19 protein-coding genes are annotated in these 20,032 nt (G+C 64.4%); 10 read left to right on the top strand and 9 right to left on the bottom strand.

Going from position 1 to position 20,032, the window contains the following annotated elements; all coding sequences use genetic code 11:
- From ACI2JO_RS19715 to ACI2JO_RS19700, 4 genes are all read right to left on the bottom strand, one after another.
- Positions 1-249: hypothetical protein (locus ACI2JO_RS19715; protein WP_404722196.1), on the bottom strand; the 249-nt coding region annotated here is incomplete at its 3' end.
- Complete coding sequence (locus ACI2JO_RS19710) at positions 246-593, bottom strand: hypothetical protein (protein ID WP_404722195.1); 348 nt, start codon at positions 591-593, stop codon at positions 246-248. The genes ACI2JO_RS19710 and ACI2JO_RS19715, both read right to left, overlap by 4 nt.
- Before the next feature lie 236 nt (positions 594-829).
- Positions 830-2,017, bottom strand: coding sequence for a sensor histidine kinase (locus tag ACI2JO_RS19705; RefSeq protein WP_404722194.1), 1,188 nt, complete (start codon positions 2,015-2,017; stop codon positions 830-832).
- Positions 2,007-3,245: a sigma-54-dependent transcriptional regulator gene (locus ACI2JO_RS19700; protein ID WP_404722193.1), complete on the bottom strand. Its 1,239-nt coding sequence runs from the start codon at positions 3,243-3,245 to the stop codon at positions 2,007-2,009. The genes ACI2JO_RS19705 and ACI2JO_RS19700 overlap by 11 nt, the downstream gene beginning before the upstream one ends.
- Positions 3,246-3,416: 171 nt before the next feature.
- On the opposite strand from ACI2JO_RS19700, the gene ACI2JO_RS19695 reads away from it, so the two are divergent.
- From ACI2JO_RS19695 to ACI2JO_RS19680, 4 genes are read left to right on the top strand one after another with little or no spacing between them, the layout of a single operon-like run.
- Positions 3,417-4,643, top strand: a complete 1,227-nt coding sequence (locus ACI2JO_RS19695; protein ID WP_404722192.1) for an efflux RND transporter periplasmic adaptor subunit — start codon at positions 3,417-3,419, stop codon at positions 4,641-4,643.
- Positions 4,644-4,656: 13 nt separating this feature from the next.
- Positions 4,657-5,346: an ABC transporter ATP-binding protein gene (locus ACI2JO_RS19690; RefSeq protein ID WP_404722191.1), complete on the top strand. Its 690-nt coding sequence runs from the start codon at positions 4,657-4,659 to the stop codon at positions 5,344-5,346.
- 14 nt (positions 5,347-5,360) lie between these two features.
- Complete coding sequence (locus ACI2JO_RS19685; protein WP_404722190.1) at positions 5,361-7,790, top strand: FtsX-like permease family protein; 2,430 nt, start codon at positions 5,361-5,363, stop codon at positions 7,788-7,790.
- Positions 7,783-9,033, top strand: coding sequence for a TolC family protein (locus ACI2JO_RS19680; RefSeq protein WP_404722189.1), 1,251 nt, complete (start codon positions 7,783-7,785; stop codon positions 9,031-9,033). Before ACI2JO_RS19685 ends, ACI2JO_RS19680 begins: the two co-directional genes overlap by 8 nt.
- 81 nt (positions 9,034-9,114) lie before the next feature.
- Here ACI2JO_RS19680 and ACI2JO_RS19675 read toward each other — a convergent pair whose 3' ends face one another.
- The 3 genes from ACI2JO_RS19675 to ACI2JO_RS19665 all read right to left on the bottom strand — a co-directional run bounded on the left by ACI2JO_RS19675 (position 9,115) and on the right by ACI2JO_RS19665 (position 10,530).
- A complete protein-coding gene (locus ACI2JO_RS19675; protein ID WP_404722188.1) occupies positions 9,115-9,717 on the bottom strand; it encodes a DUF1772 domain-containing protein in 603 nt (200 codons plus the stop codon).
- Positions 9,718-9,894: 177 nt separating this feature from the next.
- Positions 9,895-10,191: a GH36 C-terminal domain-containing protein gene (locus ACI2JO_RS19670; RefSeq protein ID WP_404722187.1), complete on the bottom strand. Its 297-nt coding sequence runs from the start codon at positions 10,189-10,191 to the stop codon at positions 9,895-9,897.
- 93 nt (positions 10,192-10,284) lie between these two features.
- Positions 10,285-10,530 (bottom strand): hypothetical protein, encoded by a 246-nt coding sequence (locus ACI2JO_RS19665; protein ID WP_404722186.1) that lies wholly within the window; start codon positions 10,528-10,530, stop codon positions 10,285-10,287.
- A 167-nt stretch (positions 10,531-10,697) separates the two neighbouring features.
- Here ACI2JO_RS19665 and ACI2JO_RS19660 point away from each other — a divergent pair, with 167 nt between their 5' ends.
- From ACI2JO_RS19660 to ACI2JO_RS19635, 6 genes are all read left to right on the top strand, one after another.
- On the top strand, positions 10,698-12,500 hold the full coding sequence (locus tag ACI2JO_RS19660) for a CHASE4 domain-containing protein (protein WP_404722185.1): 1,803 nt from the start codon (positions 10,698-10,700) through the stop codon (positions 12,498-12,500).
- The gene (locus tag ACI2JO_RS19655) at positions 12,500-13,255 is read left to right on the top strand and encodes a TorF family putative porin (protein ID WP_404722184.1); all 756 of its coding nucleotides are present in this window, start codon (positions 12,500-12,502) and stop codon (positions 13,253-13,255) included. Before ACI2JO_RS19660 ends, ACI2JO_RS19655 begins: the two co-directional genes overlap by 1 nt.
- Positions 13,256-13,480: 225 nt before the next feature.
- Complete coding sequence (locus ACI2JO_RS19650; protein ID WP_404722183.1) at positions 13,481-15,136, top strand: diguanylate cyclase domain-containing protein; 1,656 nt, start codon at positions 13,481-13,483, stop codon at positions 15,134-15,136.
- Between the two features lie 417 nt (positions 15,137-15,553).
- Positions 15,554-17,491 carry a pilus assembly protein TadG-related protein gene (locus tag ACI2JO_RS19645; RefSeq protein ID WP_404722182.1) on the top strand — a complete coding sequence of 646 codons (1,938 nt, stop codon included), beginning with the start codon at positions 15,554-15,556 and terminating at the stop codon, positions 17,489-17,491.
- Positions 17,488-18,084, top strand: coding sequence for a TadE/TadG family type IV pilus assembly protein (locus ACI2JO_RS19640; RefSeq protein WP_404722181.1), 597 nt, complete (start codon positions 17,488-17,490; stop codon positions 18,082-18,084). Before ACI2JO_RS19645 ends, ACI2JO_RS19640 begins: the two co-directional genes overlap by 4 nt.
- A 47-nt stretch (positions 18,085-18,131) precedes the next feature.
- Complete coding sequence (locus tag ACI2JO_RS19635; protein WP_404722180.1) at positions 18,132-18,740, top strand: TadE/TadG family type IV pilus assembly protein; 609 nt, start codon at positions 18,132-18,134, stop codon at positions 18,738-18,740.
- Positions 18,741-19,055: 315 nt separating this feature from the next.
- Here ACI2JO_RS19635 and ACI2JO_RS19630 read toward each other — a convergent pair whose 3' ends face one another.
- Positions 19,056-19,292: a transposase gene (locus tag ACI2JO_RS19630; RefSeq protein WP_404722179.1), complete on the bottom strand. Its 237-nt coding sequence runs from the start codon at positions 19,290-19,292 to the stop codon at positions 19,056-19,058.
- A gap of 17 nt (positions 19,293-19,309) precedes the next feature.
- Positions 19,310-19,885, bottom strand: coding sequence for a GNAT family N-acetyltransferase (locus ACI2JO_RS19625; protein ID WP_404722178.1), 576 nt, complete (start codon positions 19,883-19,885; stop codon positions 19,310-19,312).
- Between the last annotated feature and the right edge of the window lie 147 nt (positions 19,886-20,032).

Below are 20,032 nucleotides of genomic sequence, written 5' to 3'. Positions count from 1 at the left end.
GCTGTCGCCCTGCCGCAGCTTGGTATAGCTCAGCGCCGTCTCGGGCTCGATCCGCTGCGTGCCCTCGACGCGCAACGACGTGATCGTGCGGGCGGGCGTCGCCGGGACGGCCACCCCGCCCGGCCGGGGCTGTCCGATCGCGGCGGCGGGAGACAGCATCCCGCTCACCAGCAACAGCGCCGCGCGCCACGACCGGCGCACGGCCGCCCGCCGCGCGAACGGCGCGCGGCGTTCCAGGGTGAGGATCACTGGAAGGTGGCGTCCGCGGCAATCGCCTTGGAGGGGCTATGCCCTTGCGCCTCGAGATATTGGTTGAGCGCGGTGACTAGCATCTGCGCCGTCGCAATGGACATCAGCAATCGCCCAACGACCATGCGCTCGACGCGCGGTTGTGCATGGCTGTGATCGGCGCGCGCGGTTTCCAGCGTGATGCCGACCACCCCGCCGAGATTCGCGAAGCCGCTGATTCCCGTCATGAACAACTCGGGTGCGAACGGATTGTCGACAACCGGCACCATAGCCGCCGTCGGGGACGCTGCGCTCGGCGATCGGTCGAGCGTGGGCGAAGACAGGATACGCGACGTGAGGTACATGACGAAACTCGTGTTGATCGCGGTCGGGGGTGCCGCCCCGGCACAATCCCGCACCCGTCGATCATCCGTATGTCACGGTGTTACGGCACATTTCCATTCCGGTGATTTCGTGCCGCGGTCGGGACACCTGCTCCACGCCCTGAAAACAGCCAGTTCAGCCTGAACCAACGTTCACTTTCACCTCCTGCTCAACCCTGCACGAACGGCCGACTCTGGGTCTGATCGAAAAGGAGTTTTCAGCCCGCTTCAAAATATCTCTGCTTTTTATCTGCATTACCGACTTCGGCGATCGTCCTATCCAGGATCGACAGGAGCGGTGCTGTCAGCCGGAATCGTGTCGTGTGGCCGTCGTCCAGCGTCACGTCGCCGCCATGCGCGCGCGCGACCCGGCGGGCGAGTGTGAGGCCGATCCCCGAACCATCGGGCTTGCTGGTGTGGAAGGGACGGAAAATTCGCGTACGAGCGTCGGGCGCGACACCGGCACCACTGTCGCCGACCAGGATCGTCAGCGCCGTCGGTCTATGGGTGATCGACAGCGTGACCCTACCATCCTTGCCCGCCGCCTCGGCACCGTTCTGAAGCAGGGCCCAGACCGCCTGCATCAATTGGTCACGATCCACATCCGCTTTAGCCCTGCCCGAAACCGCGCAGGTCAGCGTCACGTCCGGGCCGAAGCGCGCGGCGAACAACCGCGCGAGATCGTCGCCGAATTCCTGGAGAGACACCGGTCCGCGAACGGGGGCAGGGAGGCGAGCGAGATCGCGATAGCCGCGGGTAAATCCTTCCAGCCCCTCGATCCGGCGGGCGAGTGTCGCGAGGATCTCTGGCAGCGACGGGTGCCCCGCTGCCGCGGCAGTGATCGCGCTATCGGTCAGCGACACGATCGGCGACAGGCCGTTGAGAAGTTCGTGCCCTAGGATGTCGATCATCTCGTCGGCGGCGCGATCCTGTGCGGCGCGCTCCTCCGCCTCGACGTCGATCAACGCCAGAAGCCGATCCCCGCGTCGTCCCTCCACCGCATCGATCCGCAGGCCGCGACCCTCGTGGCGCATTGCGCGCGCGGTAGGATCGGCGAGCGCCGGCGGCAGGGGCAGGATGCGCTCGTCAGTCGCGAACAAGGTACGGGCGGCGCGATTGATCGCGCGCGCGTCGCCCGCATCGACCCGCACCAGCGGCACAGGGACCTGGTCGAGCAGGAGGCGGACGGACAAGGGATCAAGCGGTTCCGCGGGGATCGCGGCCTTCGCGGGTGCACGGTGCATCGCTGCCCATCCGCTCGCCGCCACGATCCACAAGACGACCAGCAGCGCCCCAGCGGTGGAGGCCCAAAGCCCCGCCTGCCACGCCAGCACCAGCAATCCGCCGCCGATCGCCAGGCCCAGTCCCGATGCGGTCGTCGCGAGGCTGCGCCCCTCAAAGGCCATGGCGCGCCATGCGGCGGTAGAGCGCGCCGCGGCTCAGCCCCAGAGCGGCGGCCGCATGCGAAACATTGTGGCGATGCTCGCGCAAGGCCGCCTCGATCATCGCGCGCTCGTTCTCGTCGAGGTCGAAGCGTGCCGTCGGTGCGGGGAGCGGGGTCGGGGCAGACGTGGCGACTAGATCGTCGGCGTGGATCGTGTCGCCCTCGCCGAGCAGCACCGCGCGCTCGATCGCGGTCGCGAGCCCGCGGACCTCGTCGGGCCATTCGGCGGCACGGAGGGCTGTTTCTGCGGCTGGGGAGAGGCGCATGTCCGACCGGCCGTAGCGGTCAGCGGCGAGCCGGAGGAAGTGGCGTGCCAGGATCAGCACGTCGTCGCCGCGCGCGGCGAGGGGCGGAACCGCAATCTCGACCGTGGCGATGCGCCGGGCGAGCGCGGGCGCGATCGCAGTGGAACGGTCGGCGATCGCGATGCCGCGCGCCGCATCGGGCAACAGGTGACGCAGGCGGTCCTGCTCGACCTCGCCCAGCCGATCGGGGTGACGCAGCAGCAGCGTGCCGCGCGCCGCTGCAATCCCCGACCATGACGCAGCGTCGCGCAGGTCGACGATCGTCAGCGGCTCGGCGGCGTGTGGCGAGGCGGCGTGGAGCGCGGCGGCGACGAGGCTGCGCCCGCTGCCCGAGGGTCCGCTCACCACGACCCCGGCGGGTGTCGGGCCGATGCGCCGGATGAGGGAGCGGACGCGGGCGATTGCGTCGCTTTCGCCGATCAGGCGAGCCGGCTGATCTGTCATCGCCAAAGGCGCAAGCGTCGGGGCCGGACCGGTGTGCCGCGCAACCCGCTCCAGCGTGGCGATGAGGTCGGCATTGCGCCACGGCTTCATCACGAAGTCGCTCGCACCCGCGCGCATTGCCGCTACCGCGATCCTGATGCCGCTGTGCGCGGTGATGACCACGATGCGCGCGGCGGGATCCTCGGCGTGGAGGCGCGTGAGGAGCGCCAGCCCCTCTGCGCCGTCGGTCTTGCCTGGCGAATAATTGAGGTCGAGCAGGATCGCGTCGAAGCGCCGCGACGCCAGCAGCGACAACGCAGCCTCTGGCCCCTCGGCGTGCGCGAGCCGATGCCCGGCGAGCCGCATCGCCAGCCCGAGCGATTCGGCGACATGGCGGTTGTCGTCGACGAGCAGGATCGCGAGACCGCTTGACGCGTCATTCGGGTGTCCATTTCCGAACACCGTGTCCGTATCCGGACGGACACTATCTGCGTCTCTTGAAGAAAAGTCTGTATTCATAGTGACTTAGGGTTTTTGCTCGACCTGCGCGACACTGCGGCCATGATGACCGAACAGAAGATGGGCGCAAGTGCCCCGTCCGGCACGGGTTCCGGTGCTGCAATGGACCGGCGCGTGGCACAGAAGCCGAAGCGTTGGTGGCGGCAGCGCGGCGTGCTGATCGTGGTGGCGGTCGCGCTCGTCGCCGTGGCGGCGTGGTGGATGCTGCCGGCGGCCGGATCGACCGACATCTCGGCCCGGGACGTCGACACCGGCGAGGTCACGCGCGCCGCGTTCGACGATTATCTTCCGGTGCGCGCCACCGTCGCCCCCCGGTTGACCACTTTGGTCGGCGTCCTGTCGGGTGGGCAGGTGGAGAAACTGCTGGCGCAGGACGGCGCAATGGTGGGGGAGGGGCAGCCGCTCGCGACGCTCGCCAATCCGACGCTGAGGCTGGACGTGCTGACGCGCGAGGCACAGATCGCGAGCCAGCTCGGCGGCGTCGCCAGCGAGGGCATGGGGATCGAGCGCAACCGGCTCGACCGCGCGGCGCAGGTGTCGCAGGCCGAATACGACCTCATCAAGGCGCGCCGCGACCTCGGCATCCGACAGCAACTGCACGACAAGGGGTTCCTGTCCGACGCGGGGGTCAAGAGCTTCGCGGAGGAAGCCGCCTATCAGGAGCGGCGTCTGGAGCAGCTCCGCACCGGGCGCGCCACCGAGGCGCGCATTACCTCGACGCAATCGGCAAGATTGGACGAGACGCAGCGCCGGCTCGCGGGAAATCTGAGCGCGGTGCGCGCCGGGTTGGCGACGCTGACGGTCCGTGCGCCCGCGAGCGGGCGGCTCACCAATTTCACGCTGCAGCCCGGCCAGACGCTGAAGCCCGGCGATCCGGCGGGGCAGGTCGACAGCGAGGGCTCATGGAAGCTTGAGGCCGACGTCGACGAATTCTTCCTCGGCCGCGTCGCGGTCGGGCAAAAGGCCAGGACCGCGGAGGGCGTCGTGCTGACCGTCTCCAAGGTGCTGCCGGCGGTGAAGGAAGGCCGCTTCCGGGTCGAGCTGACGTTCGACCGCGCGCCGCCTTCGGGGCTCAACCGCGGCCAGACGCTCGACCTGCGCATCACACTCGGCGCCGCGAGCAACGCGGTCGTGGCGCCGGTCGGCGGCTGGCTGGAGGCGGGGGGAGGCAACTCGGCCTTCGTCCTCGACGCGGACGGCGTGCATGCCCGCCGCCGCGCGGTCCGGACGGGCCGCCGCAATCCCGAACAGGTCGAGATCGTGTCCGGCCTCAATCCCGGCGAGCGCATCGTCACCAGCAATACCTCGTCCGTGAAGGGCGATATCCTGAACATCCGGTAGGGGAACCAAGCACATGATCCGCATGGAGAATATCCAGCGCCACTATGTCTCGGACGAGGTCGAGACCATTGCGCTGGCCGATATCGACCTGCATGTCGAACGCGGCGAGTTCCTCGCCATCATGGGTCCTTCGGGCTGCGGAAAGTCCACCTTGCTCAACACGCTGGGCACCGTCGATCGGCCGAGCGCGGGGCGCTATCTGTTTGGCGACCAGGATCTCGCGACACTCGACGAAAAGGCGCTGGCACGGTTCCGCGGCACGACGCTGGGGTTCGTGTTCCAGAGCTTCAACCTGATTGACGAGCTGACGATCGAGGAGAATGTCGCGCTCGGCCTCGCCTATCGCAGCGACGTGTCGGCCAAAGGCGGAGGACGCCGCACGCGCGTCGCGGCGGCGATGGACAAGGTCGGCATTGCGCACCGCGCCCGCCACTTCCCGCATCAATTGTCCGGCGGTCAGCAGCAGCGCGCCGCCATCGCTCGCGCGATCGTCGGCGAGCCGAAGCTGATCCTTGCGGACGAACCTACCGGCAACCTCGACCTCGCCAATGGGGAGCAGGTGATGAACATCCTCACCGGCCTGAACGACGCCGGGACGACGATCGTGATGGTCACGCACTCGCCCAGCCACGCCGACATGGCGAAGCGCCGCATCGACATGCTCGACGGTCGCATCGTCGCATCCGCCGCGCGCGCGATCTGAAGGGAGCCCGTCCGATGAACGCCTCCGCCTTCACCTCCTTTTACCGCGCGCTGGTACGACACCGGCTCTATGCCGCGTTCAACATCGGCGGCCTTGCCGTCGGGATCGCGGTGTTCCTCGTGCTCGGACTCTATGTGCGATTTGAGACCGGTTTCGAGAAGTGGCTGCCCGGCCACGACAAGGTCTACGTTGTGCAGACGGTGTGGACCATCCCGGAGAGCCCGGCGAACGGCCCCTATCCCTGGACGATGGGCGGATTGCTCGACGAGATGCGAGAGGATTTTCCCGGCATCGTCGGCACCCAGATCAACGGCGGCGACAAGGGCGGTGCCATCCTTGCCGGCGGCCGCGCGACGACGGTGGATGCGGCGCAGGTCGATGCCAGCTTCTTCAAGGTGATGCCGCTGCCGCTGGTCTCCGGCGACCAAGCCTCCGCGCTGGCACAGCCTGGGAACGCCGCGATCGACCAAACGACCGCGCGCGCCTATTTTGGCGATCGCGATCCGATTGGGCAGACGCTGGTGCTGTCGATGGACAAGGTCCGCACCTATCGCGTCAGCGCCGTGTTTCGCGACCTTCCCAAGAACAGCGATTTCAAACTTTCGGTGCTGGTGCCGCTCACCCGCGACATGGCCAACCAATATTGGCACCATTGGGGCAGCGCATCGCTGCGCACCCTGGTTCGCTTCGACACACCATCTGCCGCGCGCGCATTCGAGGGTAAGCTGCCCGCCTTCGTCGACCGCCGGGGGAAAGAGCTGGCGGAGCCGGGAACCAGGCCGTCGGACACCCAGCATCTCAAGCTGCTGCCGCTGACCGATCTGCACCTGACACCCGAAGGCAGCGATGGCGGGAGCCGCAAGCTGACCGTTGTCACCCTGGGGCTGGTCGGCCTGCTGACGCTGCTGATCGCGGTGGTCAATTACGTCAATCTCGCCACCGCTCGTGCCGGGCTGCGCGCCCGCGAGGTGGCGATGCGCAAGGTGCTCGGCGCCGACCGTGCCGCACTGGTGCGGCAATTCCTCGGTGAGGCGGTGCTGACCGTGGCGATCGCCGCGCTCGTCGGGCTGATCCTCGCGGAACTGGGGCTGCCATTGGTCAATGCCGCGGGCGGCCTGTCGCTTACGATCCCCTACGGTGTGATCATACCGGCGCTGGCGGTGCTCGCCATCGTCGTCGGCGTGCTGGCAGGGGTCTATCCCGCACTGATGCTGGCGCGCTTTCCGGCGGCAGCGGTTCTGGCCTCATCACGCTCACCCGGCGGTGGGCGGGCGGGCACCCGCGTCCGCGAGTTGCTGGTGATCGGACAGTTCGGGCTGGCCATCGCGTTCATGATCGGCACGGCGGTGCTGGTCGCGCAGACGCGGCACGTCCGTTCGACCGATCTCGGCTTTCAACGCGACGCGCTGCTCGTGCTGAGCTCCCTGTCGGACCCGGCGGTGCCGGTCGATCGCAAGAACACGATCCTCGCCGCGATCCGCGCCTTGCCGCAGGTGAAGGATGCCACCATCGCCAACGCTGCGGTCGGGGGCAGTGGAGAGAGCAACAACACCAATATGCCGTTGCCCGGCGTCGCCGGGCAGGGACCGTCGCTCACCTGGGTGATGGTCAGCCCACGTTTCTTCGAGACGCATGGCACGCGGTTGCTCGCCGGGCGCTGGTTCGACGACGCCCATGGCGGTGACGACACGACCGGTCGCAAGGGGGCGGATGGCACGAACATCGTCATCAATCGCCGGGCGGTGTCCACGCTGCGGTTCAGGACGCCGCAGGAGGCGATCGGAAAGACGCTGGGCGGCGATCGACCGCGCACCATCATCGGGGTGGTCGATGACATGCGCTTCGACACGCCGCGAAACCCGATCGCCCCCACTTACTACATCTACACGCGCAAGCCGGAGACAATCGGCACGTCGGTCGCGACGATCCGCGTCGCCGGCGACCCGCGCAGCGCGGTCAAAAACGTGGCGAACCTTTGGCAGCATATGGTGCCGCAGGTGCCGCTGGCACTCAAAACCGCCGATCAACGCCTCGCCGATTTCTATGAAGCCGACGATCGCGCCACTCACCTTTTCGCGATCGGCGCGGGACTGGCGGTGCTGATCGGGTGCGTCGGCCTGTGGGGTCTTGCGTCCTTCAACACCGCGCGCCGGACGAAAGAAATCGGTATTCGCAAGACGCTGGGCGCGTCGTCGGGGGATATCGTCAAACTTCTGGTCGGACAGTTCCTGCGTCCGGTGCTGATCGCCAATCTCGTCGCATGGCCGCTCGCCTATTTCGCGATGCGGACGTGGCTGGCCGGGTTCAGCGACGCCGTGACACTCTCGCCGGTCTACTTCCTCGGGGCGAGCGCGCTGGCGATCGTCATCGCGGTGCTGACCGTGCTCGGCCAGTCGCTGCGCGCCAGTCGCGCGGCGCCCGCCTGGGCGCTGCGCCATGACTAGGCGCGTGCTGCTAATGACGGCCGCGCTGACGCTGGCCGCGCCGGCCTCGGGCGAAACGCTGCGCGAGGCGCTGGCGGAGGCTTGGGCGAGCAATCCCGCGCTCGCCGCGGCCCGCGCGCGGCAGGAGGCGCTCGCGGAAGCCCCCGAGCAGGCGCGTGCCGCCGGTCGCCTCACCGCCGCAGCCACGGGGGGCGCAGGGTATGACGACCTCGGCTATGGCCGAACTGCGACGGGCGTGGTGGCGGCGACATTGCCGATCTGGACCGGCGGACGCGTCCCCTCCGCGGTGCGTGCCGCTACCGGTGACGTAGCGGCTGGGCGCGAGCGGCTGCGGGATACGGAGCAGGCGGTGCTGGAACAGGTGGTGCAGGTCTATGCCGCCCTGCTCTTCAACCAGCAGTCGGTGGAAGTCGCACGCGTCGGGATCGAGCGGCTCGACCAGCAGGTCGAGGAGGCGCGCGCGCGTTTCGGGCTCGGTCAGTCGACGCTGACCGACGTGGCGCAGCTGGAGGCACAGCGCGCTAGCGTCGCCGCGAATCTCGCCGATGCGGAGGGGGCACTGGCGACCACCCAGGCCGGCTATCGCGCGATCGTCGGGCGCGTGGCTGGCACGCTGACGGCGCCCGCGGACGGCACCGGGCCGGACCTGCCGCGCACGCTAAGCGACGCGCGCGGCGTCGCGGCGGAGAACAATCCGCTGCTGCTTGCGCAGCGTCGTGCGCTCGGCGCCAGTGCCGCGCGGATTGATGCCGCGCGGGCGGAAGGGTCGCCAGCACTGGACGCCTCTGGCGGATACGGGCGCGGAACGCGGATTGGCGATGCGCAAGGCGGGTTCCCGCTCGCGAGCAATGTCGGGTTGACGCTGCGCATCCCGCTGCTGACCGGCGGCTTTGTCGGGTCGCGCGTGAGGGAGGCACGGGCGAATTGGCGTGCGGACCGCTTCGCCGTCGATGCCGCCACGCGCGAGGCGGAGCGCGACACAGATGCGGCCTGGGCGGCGCTGATCGCTGCCCGCGCTCGGTTGGAAGCGGGGGTCGCCGGATTGAAAGCCGCTGACCTCGCACTGCGCGGCGTGCGCGCAGAATATGGCTTTGGCCTGCGCTCGACGGTGGACATCCTGATCGCGGACCAGAGCTATCGCGGTGCGCAGCTCGATGTGGCGCGCGCGCGCGCCGACGTACTGGTCGCGCAAGCCGGCATGCTGCGAGCAATAGGCGGCCTGACCCTTGCCGCCTATCGTTGAGCGGCAGGGCGAGACTCTCAGCGATGAAATGGGCCCTGCCTGCAAGCCATGTATGCGGCTTGCTGACGAACGACCGGTGGATCAGAGGTTTCGGACGAACCAGACGACAAAGCCCGCCACGCCGACGAGGACAAGCGCGAGCAGCGCACGCACCAGCGGAGGATCCTGGCGCGCCACCTCCTGCGGCCAGGGCAGCGTCAACGCCCGCAACGGCGCGACAAAGGCAGCGGTAGCGCCCGCGACGCGGACCCAGTCGAGGGCGACCCAGCGCTGCGCCATCGCAACCGACTGCGCATCGGTGATGGTGTCCTTCGGCGAGTCGATGCCGTGATAGTAAAGCGCCTCGTTCATCGGCCAGAAGGCGACCACCGTCAGGATCAGCAGCAACAGGATGCCGATCGACGGTAGGCAAAGCAGCCAGCGATAGCGCCAAGGCGTGCGCCATCCCGCGACCAGCGCGCCGAAACCTGCCAACAGCATCGCGGCCGACAACGGGATGAAGAAGACGCCGGTATCGACCGGCCACGCCTTTCCATAGGGCATCATCGCAAGCGACGCGGGTGGATGCGCGCTCCACGCGCCGGCCAGCACGACAAGATCGAACAGCTTCGCGCCCAGCAGCGGCCCGCCCGCCAGAATGGCCAGCCAGAGGAACGCTCGCGTGATGCCTCGCCTGTGCGCCATGTCGCTCCGCCCCCGCTGATCCGCTCCATATTCCGGCAGCGCGGGCGCGATGACAATGCGTTCCGGGCTCCGTTTGCATCCAATGGGAATGCCCCGGTCGTCTCGATCGCCCTTCGTCGGCGGGAACGTGTCAGTTAGCCGAACAACGCCATATCAATTGCCGCGGCCGCAAGGGCGCTATCCCCCGTCAAGGATCAGCGCGATACCGTGGAAATCACCGCGAAGTGGGATGACGACGCCTTGTGCCATCCACCACGCGCCTGGTGCACTCTTCGGGATGCCGGCGGGCACGTCGCCGCCGCCTGCGACGCGCACCGTGTAGCGGCGATCGGGATCAAGCCCGCGTAGCTGGATCGCGGGCAGATGATCGCGGCCCTGATAGTTCTGCAGCATGTGGAACAGCACTGCCTGACGGCGGTCCTGTCCGACGTACAAGGTATCGACGGTCGTACCGGACCGATCGGGGCGTGCCAATCGAACCACCTCCTGCCGACCTTTTGGACCAGGAGCGTTCGTTCCTCGCGATCATTGATCGTGCAGCAACTATTCGGATCGGGCTGCGACCGGCTATGCGGGCGCGGACGGAACGCCGCTCTCCCATGACGTCGTCGTTTCGAGCAAGGAGAAGCTGCGCTTCGAAATGGCGGCTATCAACAGCATCCTGAGCATCAGTTCCGGGTCGATCGAGGGTCGTCCGTCCGGGCTATAACGCGCCGCCAGCGCCTCACGAACGAAGCCGAAACTCAACACGCCGTTGATGCGACGTAGGTCGTGATCCTCGATCACCTCGGCGATGAAGCCATCCTCGGACAATGCCTCGTCTCGCGGTTAGTCGGGCCTTAACGACCTCAACCTAAGTCAGTATGATGCAATCGGCTCAGAGCGTCAGAAGGGAAGAAGGGTCTCACGCCTCATTGCCGAGCTACCGACGCAATTTTGTGTATCCTTTATCGGCGGCAATGGCGGCTGCCGGCCTCATTATGGTCACGTTGTTGATTTGGTTGACGGTCCAATCCGACGCCCAAGAGGCTACTCGCGAAACCGAGCTCGCGCAGCTGGTCATCTCCAATCGGCTCGACTTCATGGTGCGGAACCAGAGCGATTATGCGACATGGGATGACGCCGTAGCCAAGCTCGTGCTGTCGATGGATGGTGAGTGGGCCGACGATAACATCGGTCCCTACCTGTTTCATACCCAAGGCTATGAGCACAGCTTTGTCATCGATGCGCACGACCGAACGATCTACGCCAGCGATCGTAACCACCAGGCCAAGCTCGACCCTTTCACGCTGATGGGCCCAGCCTTGAGAAAGGCTATCGCGGAGCTGAGGGAAAAACCGGTAGGAGAGGATCATCGACGCCGGGGCCTGATCCGTATCGGCGACCAGCCCGCCGTCTTCAGCATTGCCGCGATCATCCCCGATCCGGGTAAGGTGAAGCTTCCCGCCGGTCCCGCTTCATACCTCCTGTTTATCGACGTGCTGACACCGGATCAGATCGCTACGCTTGGCGCTGACCGTCGTCTTGCCGACATGCGCTTCCTGCCGTTTCACGCATCTGCAGAGAGCGGCTTGGGCAGGGTCGAACTCAAGGGTTACGACGGGGCGTTCATCGGCGATCTGGTCTGGACGCCGCAACATCCCGGCACGGCGCTGCGCGACATCGCCCTGCCGATCCTGCTGTTCATCATGCTTGGGCTGGCGTTGATCGGGGTTCGTATCCTGCGTCATTGTCGCCGTGCCATCGAACAGACCGAAGCCGCGATGCTAAGGTCCGCTGCCGACGCAAATGAAGCCCGAGATGCACTGGACGCACTCACCCTGGCCCGCGCTGATGCTGCGAATGCCGACGCCGCGGCACGCGTACGCTTGGAAACGACGGTTGACGAAGTGCGGCGTGAGAATGCCGAACTGAACGACCGGCTGAGAGCCGCTCGACAGGCTGCCCTGATCGACGCCAAAGCCCGGCTGGAACAGCGGCTCGGGCCAGCTATCGAGACGATCCGGCACCAGGGCCGGGTCCTTGGCACCGCCTCGAAGCGCGTTCGCGAGCAGGCTGGCGGGCTTCAGGAGCTGGTGACAGTGGCTACTAGCGCGGCAGCCCAGACCGACCAGCACATGACGGAACTGGTACCCAAGGCGGCCGCCATCGCCGAAGCAGGCCAGGACATCCAGCACACGACTGGCTTTGCGCTCAGCGAGGTGAAGCGTGCGAGTTGCGACGGTCGGCAAGTCGGCACCAGCGTCACTGCGCTTGCCAGGGCACTGGGTGAAATCGAAACCGTGGTCGATGCCATCGATCGCGTCTCGAAGCAGACGAACCTTCTGGCGCTCAATGCCAGCATTGAGGCGGCACGCTCGGGGCCGGCGGGGGCAGGTTTCGCAGTTGTCGCCAACGAGGTGAAGGCCCTCGCCAATCATACGGCTGCGTTGACCCATCAGGTTGCCAGGCAGCTCGACCTGCTTCGTACGCAGACGATCACCACCTCGACCGCCGTCGATACGATCGTGGCAGCGCTGGGCCGAACGGAAGCAGCCTCCGGCGTGATCGCAACCGCAGTCCACCGTCAAGTCGATGGTGTTCTGATGATCCGTAGTAGCATTGAAGCAGTTGCTGACGAGAGCCGGGCAACCGCCGCTGCGGTCACCAGCGCCAGTTCGGCAATTGCCATTGGTCATGCCGCAGCCGACCAGATGGACGCAGCGGTCGTCGATCTGTCGAGTACCCTGTCCGACCTCGGTGACGACATCCAGCGCTTCCTCTGTCAGCTCGAGGTCGCTTGATGCTTGACGCCAAACCTGTCGTCATAGCCGCTGCGGCAACCGCGCCGGACCCTGCCGCACTGGGACAGGCCTCCGGTCCCCGTCCAAACCGGGATCCTGATGCCCTTCCTGACGGCAGGGCCACGGAGGTTACCAAGCCCACTATCAGTCTGAATGCCTCGGTAGTCAGCGATTACCGGCTGCGTGGCATTACCCAGTCGGCGGGTCGTGCAGCCGTCCAGGCATCGGTCGAGCTCGTCAGCCCCGCCGGTTTCTATACCGGAGCCTGGGGATCGACCATTGCCGCGTATGAGGGCGCTCATACCGAACTGGATTTCTACGGGGGATATCGGAGGAAGGTGACGAGCGTCGATGTAGACATCGGCATCATCTCGTACCTGTACCCGGGTGCGGATGGGGTCAGCAGCGCAGAGCTGTACGCGACCGGTGCCCAAGGCATTGGCGATGCGGCCATCAAGTTCGGGATCAGCTACACCCCCCGCCAATCCGAACTGGGCGATGGCGATGGCCTGTACCTTTTCACCGAGGCGGAGAAACCGCTGCCAGGATTGCCCTTCACGGTGCGAGGCCATCTGGGTCGTGAAACAGGCGTGAACACGGTGACCGGCAGCCCCAAGCTTGACTGGCTGCTAGGGGCCGACGCTCACGCTGGACCAGCCACCGTTTCCTTGGCGTGGGTCGATGCCTGTTATCGCGGCCGTAGAAGTCAGGATCGTGGCGGAAGCGTCGTTGCTGCCGTGGCTCTCGATTTCTGATCACTCGCGTTGCACATGTTCTGAATTCCGAATGTCTCGCATGTTGCCACTTTTGCGAAGACCCACCGGCGTCTTTGGGCACATAGTGAGATATATTTTGGGTAGCATGGCCTAGGACAAACCGCCCTGATTGCTCAGGCGACAGGGCGGGCGATCAGAAAGTTGATACCATTTCGGTTGCATGCCACGAACCCAGGATTGAGGTTGCGATGCGTGGGTTGCTCGATGTTCAAATGTGCCATCGGGCAGGTTGTACGGCTTGCCTCGGTGTTATTGATGGTGGCCGCGATTGGTTGTCCAGCTCTTGCGTCGCCCCCGGTAAATAGCTGTTTCGCCGTTCGACCCGCTGATGCAGGCGATCAACCACCCTCCTTAATCAATTGCGCAGGGACACCTGCGGGATACGAGCAGGCGACCTTGTGGCTGCGGCTACCGATGAGAAGCCCGCCCAACCATCTTGCACTGCTCGTCCACACGACCCGTTTCGACCAGCTGAAAGCGATCTTTGCGTTTTCCGATGGATCACGTGAAATCCAGGAAGTGCGCCGGGGAGCGTTCGGGGATCATTGGCGGATTGGTGGCCAGATCGAATTTCAGCCGCGTTGGCGGACAGCGCCGCTGACCAGTGTCTGGCTGAAGATCGACCGTCTCCAGAGTTACGGGTTGCTCCGGGTTCGCCTCGTTCCAGCCGGTGTGGTGTCTCACCAGTTCGAGCTATGTGCTGCCCTGGTCGGCGCGGCGGTAGCCCTGTTGGCGGTTACCGCCCTCTACAATTTCGCTCTCGCCGTTGCGGTCCGCCGACGGCTCTTCCTGTGGCATGGGCTATGGGCAACCATGATGGTCTGTTGGGGGGTGGTCTGGTCGCAAGGTGCTCTGTTCGCTTTCCCGCAGATCGCCGGCACTTCAACCAGCCAGCTTGCCACCGTTCTTGCCTGCTTAGCGGTCTTGCTCGCGAGCCTCAGTGCGATCAGCGTTCTGAAGGGCGTGTTCGCAAGTCAGATACGGCGTGCAATCACCGGTGCCGCCATCGCTGTCGTCATACTTGGTGGGTGGTCGGCTGTGCCTGGAGCGGATCTGGCGATGATCGGTACCGGCCTCACAATCCTTACCTTATCGATTCTCGCAGCGATCGGGTCAGGGCTCGTCATTGGTCACCGACGGGGTGAGTCAGACGCTAGCGATCTTCTCATCGCCTGGGTGGTCCCGATGATGGTGCTGGGGGCAACCCAGGTTTTCGATTTCAATACGAGCCTTTTTGGTGGCGGTGCCCAGATCGCGGTGCTGTTCGCCTCGGCTTTCCAGGCGATCTGCCTTTCGGCGCTGGCGACGCGGCGCCTGGGCGTGTTGCGGTCCGAGCGGGATGCTGCGATCGCGTCGGAGGCGGCGCTGGCGGAAGTGGCCGAGCGTGACGCCCTGACCGGCCTCCTCAACAGGCGGGGCTTTGTGCGTCGCTGCGAACAGGCGTTTGGCGACCTGCATCACATACCCTTTGGCTTGCTGCTGATCGATGTTGACCGGTTCAAGCGTATCAACGATCAGTTCGGCCATGAGGTCGGCGACGCCGTGCTGGTCAGATTGAGCACCCGCCTGCGCGCGTTTGAAGACCGCTACGCCTGTTTAGCCGGCCGACTTGGCGGAGAGGAGTTTCTGATCGGTGTCAGCGGCATTCCTGCGGATGCTCTGGAGCGGTTCGCTGATCACGTACGCGCGGAGATCGGCACCAGCGATGACGATATCCACCCCGGAGTGACCGTGAGTATCGGTGTCGCTCATGGTACTGCCAGCGGACCGTTCGTTGCCCTGTATGGCAACGCCGACCGTGCGCTGTACGAGGCCAAGGCGAGCGGACGAAATCGTGTCGTTTTGAAAGAGGCGTCATAGGGGATCCGGATCAAACCATCGCGGCTTTCGCAACTGGTGGTCCTCTGCTCCGATGACAAAGCAGCGGCTTTGTAAGCAGATCAGCCCAGCTGAGCGCGCCCGCATAAACGGATCCGAGGTGATTACCCCGTGACGTGGCTCACCCGCAGGAGCGCGGACTCCCGTTTATGGCCCGTAAGCGTCCGGATTCGCCATCATACGCCTCCTGGTTCCGTAGAACCTATCATCGGTGTCCGTCAAACCGAGGGAAGATCAGCGATCTAAATCAATGGGGATCGCCATTTGCTTAACCATTCGACCGTAAGCGGAAGTCGCTGGAAACCGGGGAACAATCCCAACGGTAGATTGAGGAAAAGCATGGCGCGGTCCTTGCCCCGGAGCCTGGCTCGTATAGCCCGAGACGAGCGCGGGAACGTCATGATCCTGACTGCTCTTGGCATTATGCTGCTGCTCGGCATGGGCGGCGGTGCGTTGGACCTCGGCCGGATCTATCTGGTCAAGAGCAGGATGCAGCAGGGTTGCGACGCAGGGGTGCTGGCGTTCCGCAAGTCGATGCAGGGTACAGCCGTCACCCCCACCACTTATCCGACCGCGCTCGCCTACTTCAATGCGAACTTTTCCCCTGGTCGGTACGGCTCGCAAAATACGCAATTTCCGTCGCCGACGGTCGATGAGAACGTCATTGTCCATGGCGTCGCCTCGACCGTCGTTCCAGTGACGCTCATGCGTGTCTTCGGTTTCCGCCAAGTTGCGCTTAGCACGACGTGCGACGCTCAGCTGCAGCTTCCAAACACGGACGTCATGTTCGTATTGGATACCACCGGCTCGATGACCGACACCAACCCCGGCGATTCGAGCAATCGGATCACGGGCCTGCGCACCGCGGTGCTAAACTTCTACAATACTCTGGAGCAGGCAAAGCTTGCCGGCACGCAGGTGCGCTATGGCTTCGTGCCCTATTCCAATACCGTCAACGTCGGCATGCTGCTCAGGCGCGAGTGGATCGTGGACGATTGGACCTATCAGTCCCGTCAGTTTGACCGGCAGGCGCAGGAAGAAACTGGCAAGCAGGGGGCGACAAACAGCAGCAGTACGACCTGGACGCCAGCCACGAACAAGACGATTTATACCTACTACGGCGATCCGGAAAACTGCATTGCGCCGGCAAACAACGATAAAACAACAAATGCGTCAAGCACAGCCTGGAGCCCGTCCGACACGGCGCTACCCCGAAGCCGTACCAATTATCGGACCTATGGTGGCGAAACCTACTCGGCCAGCGTGAACAATAATGGTCAGTGCGTCATCACAAAGACGAGCAACGATACCACCGATCAGCAACAGACGCAGACGATCACTGCCAACCCCAATGCCGGCGAACCAATCTACACAACGCGCAATTACTTCTGGTATAAGGCTGTCAAATATCCCGTATCGGCCTTCAAAGGCTCGGCTGCCAACGGCCTGATGGCGGGTGCAAGCAACGTTTCAATGCCCAATGTCAATGCCCCGACTGGATCAAATACGTACGGGAGTGAACAGAAAGTTTCGTGGACAGCGGCGAACGCTTGCATTGAGGAGCGTACGACCCTGCGTCCCGGCGAGACCGGCACCGCCTGGGACATGGATGTCGATCAAGTGCCAAATCCCGCCAATCCGGACACGCAGTGGCGTCCGACATTGCCGGCGCTGGTTTTTGCACGACGCGTGACAGACTATAAGCCTGATACCCCGAAAGGCTGGGACGTTTCCGATTTCAACACCACGAACTCCTACGTCCGGTTGTCGAGCTATCTGAACAGCCAAGCGGCCTGTCCAAGTCCGGCGCGCAAGCTTCAAAGTAAGGAGGGCGGGCTGACGGCAGGCGTGGTAAAAAGCTATCTCGACGGGTTATTGACGCGCGGCCGGACTTATCATGACATCGGCTTCCTATGGGGGCTGCGCCTCATCTCCAGGGAGGGTCTGTTCGCCAGCGAGAACGGTAATGCGGCCGACGGCGGCTCGATCGCCCGCAACATCATCCTGATGACCGACGGCGCCACCGACAGCCACATACAGGATTACGAAGCCTATGGTCTGTCGGCGCTTGACCGCCGGCGGACCGACAAGGCCTCGACGCCGAGCGATAGTCAGCAGGACCAGATCGTCGAGGAGCGGCTTTTACGCTATTGCTCGATTGCGAAGAACCAGAAGGGCATCACCGTCTGGGTGATCGCGTTCGGAACGGCGCTGACCCCGCTGTTGCGGGATTGTGCGTCGCAAGGTCGCGCCTTTGAGGCGAACAGCAGTCAGCAGCTCAACGACACCTTTGCGGAGATCGCCGCGAAGATCGCGCAGCTGAGGCTGACACGATGATGGTGATATCGCCGGCGGCGCTGATCGGGTCGACGCGTGGTGCGACAGTGATCGAGTTCGCGCTCGTGGTCCCAATCCTGCTGCTCATGCTGATTGGCGGTCTCGAAATTGGGCACACGATGTACGTGCGATCGGCGCTGATCGGCTCGCTGCAAAAGGCCGCGCGTGACCTTAGTCTGGAAGGTGCCAATTCATCGACAAGGCAGAACGCGATCGCGGACAGCGTCTCCGCGACGGTGCGCCAGATCATACCGAGCGCGCAGGTGTCGTTGAGCGCCCGAAGTTTCCACGATTATCGCTATGTGGCGCTTTCCGGCGAGGAATATAACGACGCGAACCACAACGGCCGCTGCGACAATGGTGAGGCGTATGTCGATGGCAATCGTAACGGAACGTGGGACATCGATGGCTCGGTAGCGGGCAGAGGCGGCGCGAAGGACGTCGTACTGCTGGAAGCGACGGTGCGATACGATCGGATCGGACCTGCGGGCTTGCTTGCCGGTACGCCGAAGACGGTGCTTACCGCCAAGACCCTGATCCGGAACCAGCCGTACGATCAACAGGCGGATCCGCCAACGAGGCTCTGCTCATGAAAGTTATCCCATCATGCACAAGGGTATTGGCCGCAGACCGACGGGGCGTGGCCTTTCTGGAATTTGCGATTTGCCTTCCACTTCTGCTTTTGTTGACGGTGTCGATCTTTGAGTACGTGAATTATTGTATCGTCAGGCAACAGATAAGCCAGCTTGCTTTGCAAGTATCGGACAATGCTGCACGGATCGGTACTTTCAACTCTGTTCAGACACAGATCGATGAGCAGCAGATTGGCGACCTGTTCATGGGGGCCAATCTTCAAAGTGGCTCTCTCAATTTGGAGCGGAACGGTCGCGTGATCTTGACCAGTCTTGAGGTGGACTCCGCTCCGCCACGCGGTCAATATCTGCATTGGCAGCGCTGCTACGGTGCTCTCGTGTTTCCTTCGTCATACGGTCGCGAGGGCGAGGGCAAGGGGAACGCCAACGTCACCGGGATGGGGCCACCGAATGCGCGGATCGTTGCCCTACAAGGCAGTCCGGCAATGTTCGTAGAGATTGCTTACCAGTACCAGCCACTCATCTCAGCGCGTTTCGCGCCGCCGCTTCTGATCCATGAGGTCGCCGCTATGATGGTACGCGACAATCGCGACACGTCCGACCCCGGGGTCAACCCAGTCTTTGGGGTAACTGCGTCTAAATGCTCGGCTGTCTAGAAGAAGCGTGACACGTTCGGGAGGTGCAAGTTCTTAATTTAAAAATGTGCCTTCAGATCCCGCTAGCCGTACCTGTGGCCAATCTCAACATCTTGATGAGTAGGGATCGCATGCTTGTTCGTGAATAATTTGCGCCCGCTATATAATGTATTTCGGGGGTGGTTCAACGTAAAGGAGCCTTCGATGCAACTAATGGACTGGCGCAAATATTGACGTGGTTGGGTTCGAGTTTTCATCAGAGGAACTGTTCGGCCATCAACATTGTCCCAAATTGCATCGGCTAATGTAGGACGTTGGCTTGTTGCTGCGCCTGGGCTATGCACAATTCATATATCTGAGGATGCTGCACCCACACTGGCGGCGATCAAACGCATGGCGGCGACGCGGACTGGCGATGCTCGCCGCCTTTCGCTGCGTCGACCGCCAGTTGTAGATGAGGCTTTCTGCGATGCCGAGCCGCTGCGACAGCTCCCGGACCGTGACGCCCGGCACCGACGCCTTGGCAACCACCGCCGGACCAAGGCGGTCATAAATCGCTTGCCTGAGCGGCATCGGTTCGAACGGACGGATCAGGTCGCGGCTGCGCCTGCAGTCGGATCACGACGCTCCAACCGTGCGGCTTCGTTGGCCTTCAGCTTGGCCATGCTGACGACCATCCGACCCGGAATGCTCGGCAGCGGGACGAACCCGTACCTACCGTATAGCTGTGCGGTCCTGTCGCTGATGCCGTCGAGAACGACGAAGCGGCCGCCTACCTTGTCGCTGATCCGCATGCAGCGTTTGAGCGCGTCGGCGAGCAGGTAGCTGCCGACCCCCTTGCTCCGCGTGTCGACGTGCGCGCCAATCATCGACAGGTAGAAGGTGGGGAGGCGATCGAGGCGGGGCAGCCGCTTGATCATCGACGCCTCGAGCTCGCATGCATCAATCGCGTGCGGATTGACGGCGTAGAAGCCGACGAGGCGTCCGCCATCCTTCTCGGTCGCAACGTAGATGCGGCCGACGTCGCCGGCGACGTATCTGGATGCCGTGATCTTGAGGAAATTGTCGATGCGCTCCTCTCCGCACGTGAACGCCGCCCGGTCGTGCCGGGCGGCGTCGAAGGTCTCGATCGTGAGGCTGCGCAGATACTCGAGGTCGACCTTCATCCGTCAGGCGTGCTCGGCCGTCCAGCGCGGTCCATGCGCGACACTCAGCCGGGGCGGTTTCGATTTGAAGCGCGACATCCATGGGATGCGTAGCATTTCATCCAGGGTGGGGCGAGCCCCACCCTGGATGGCAAAAATCTATCGGGC

The sequence above is a fragment of the Sphingomonas sp. NPDC079357 genome (genome assembly GCF_044901155.1).
In the GTDB taxonomy this organism is placed as follows: domain Bacteria; phylum Pseudomonadota; class Alphaproteobacteria; order Sphingomonadales; family Sphingomonadaceae; genus Sphingomonas.
The sequence above is the reverse complement of the archived record's forward strand: the minus strand, read 5'-3'. Positions and strand labels throughout refer to the sequence as shown.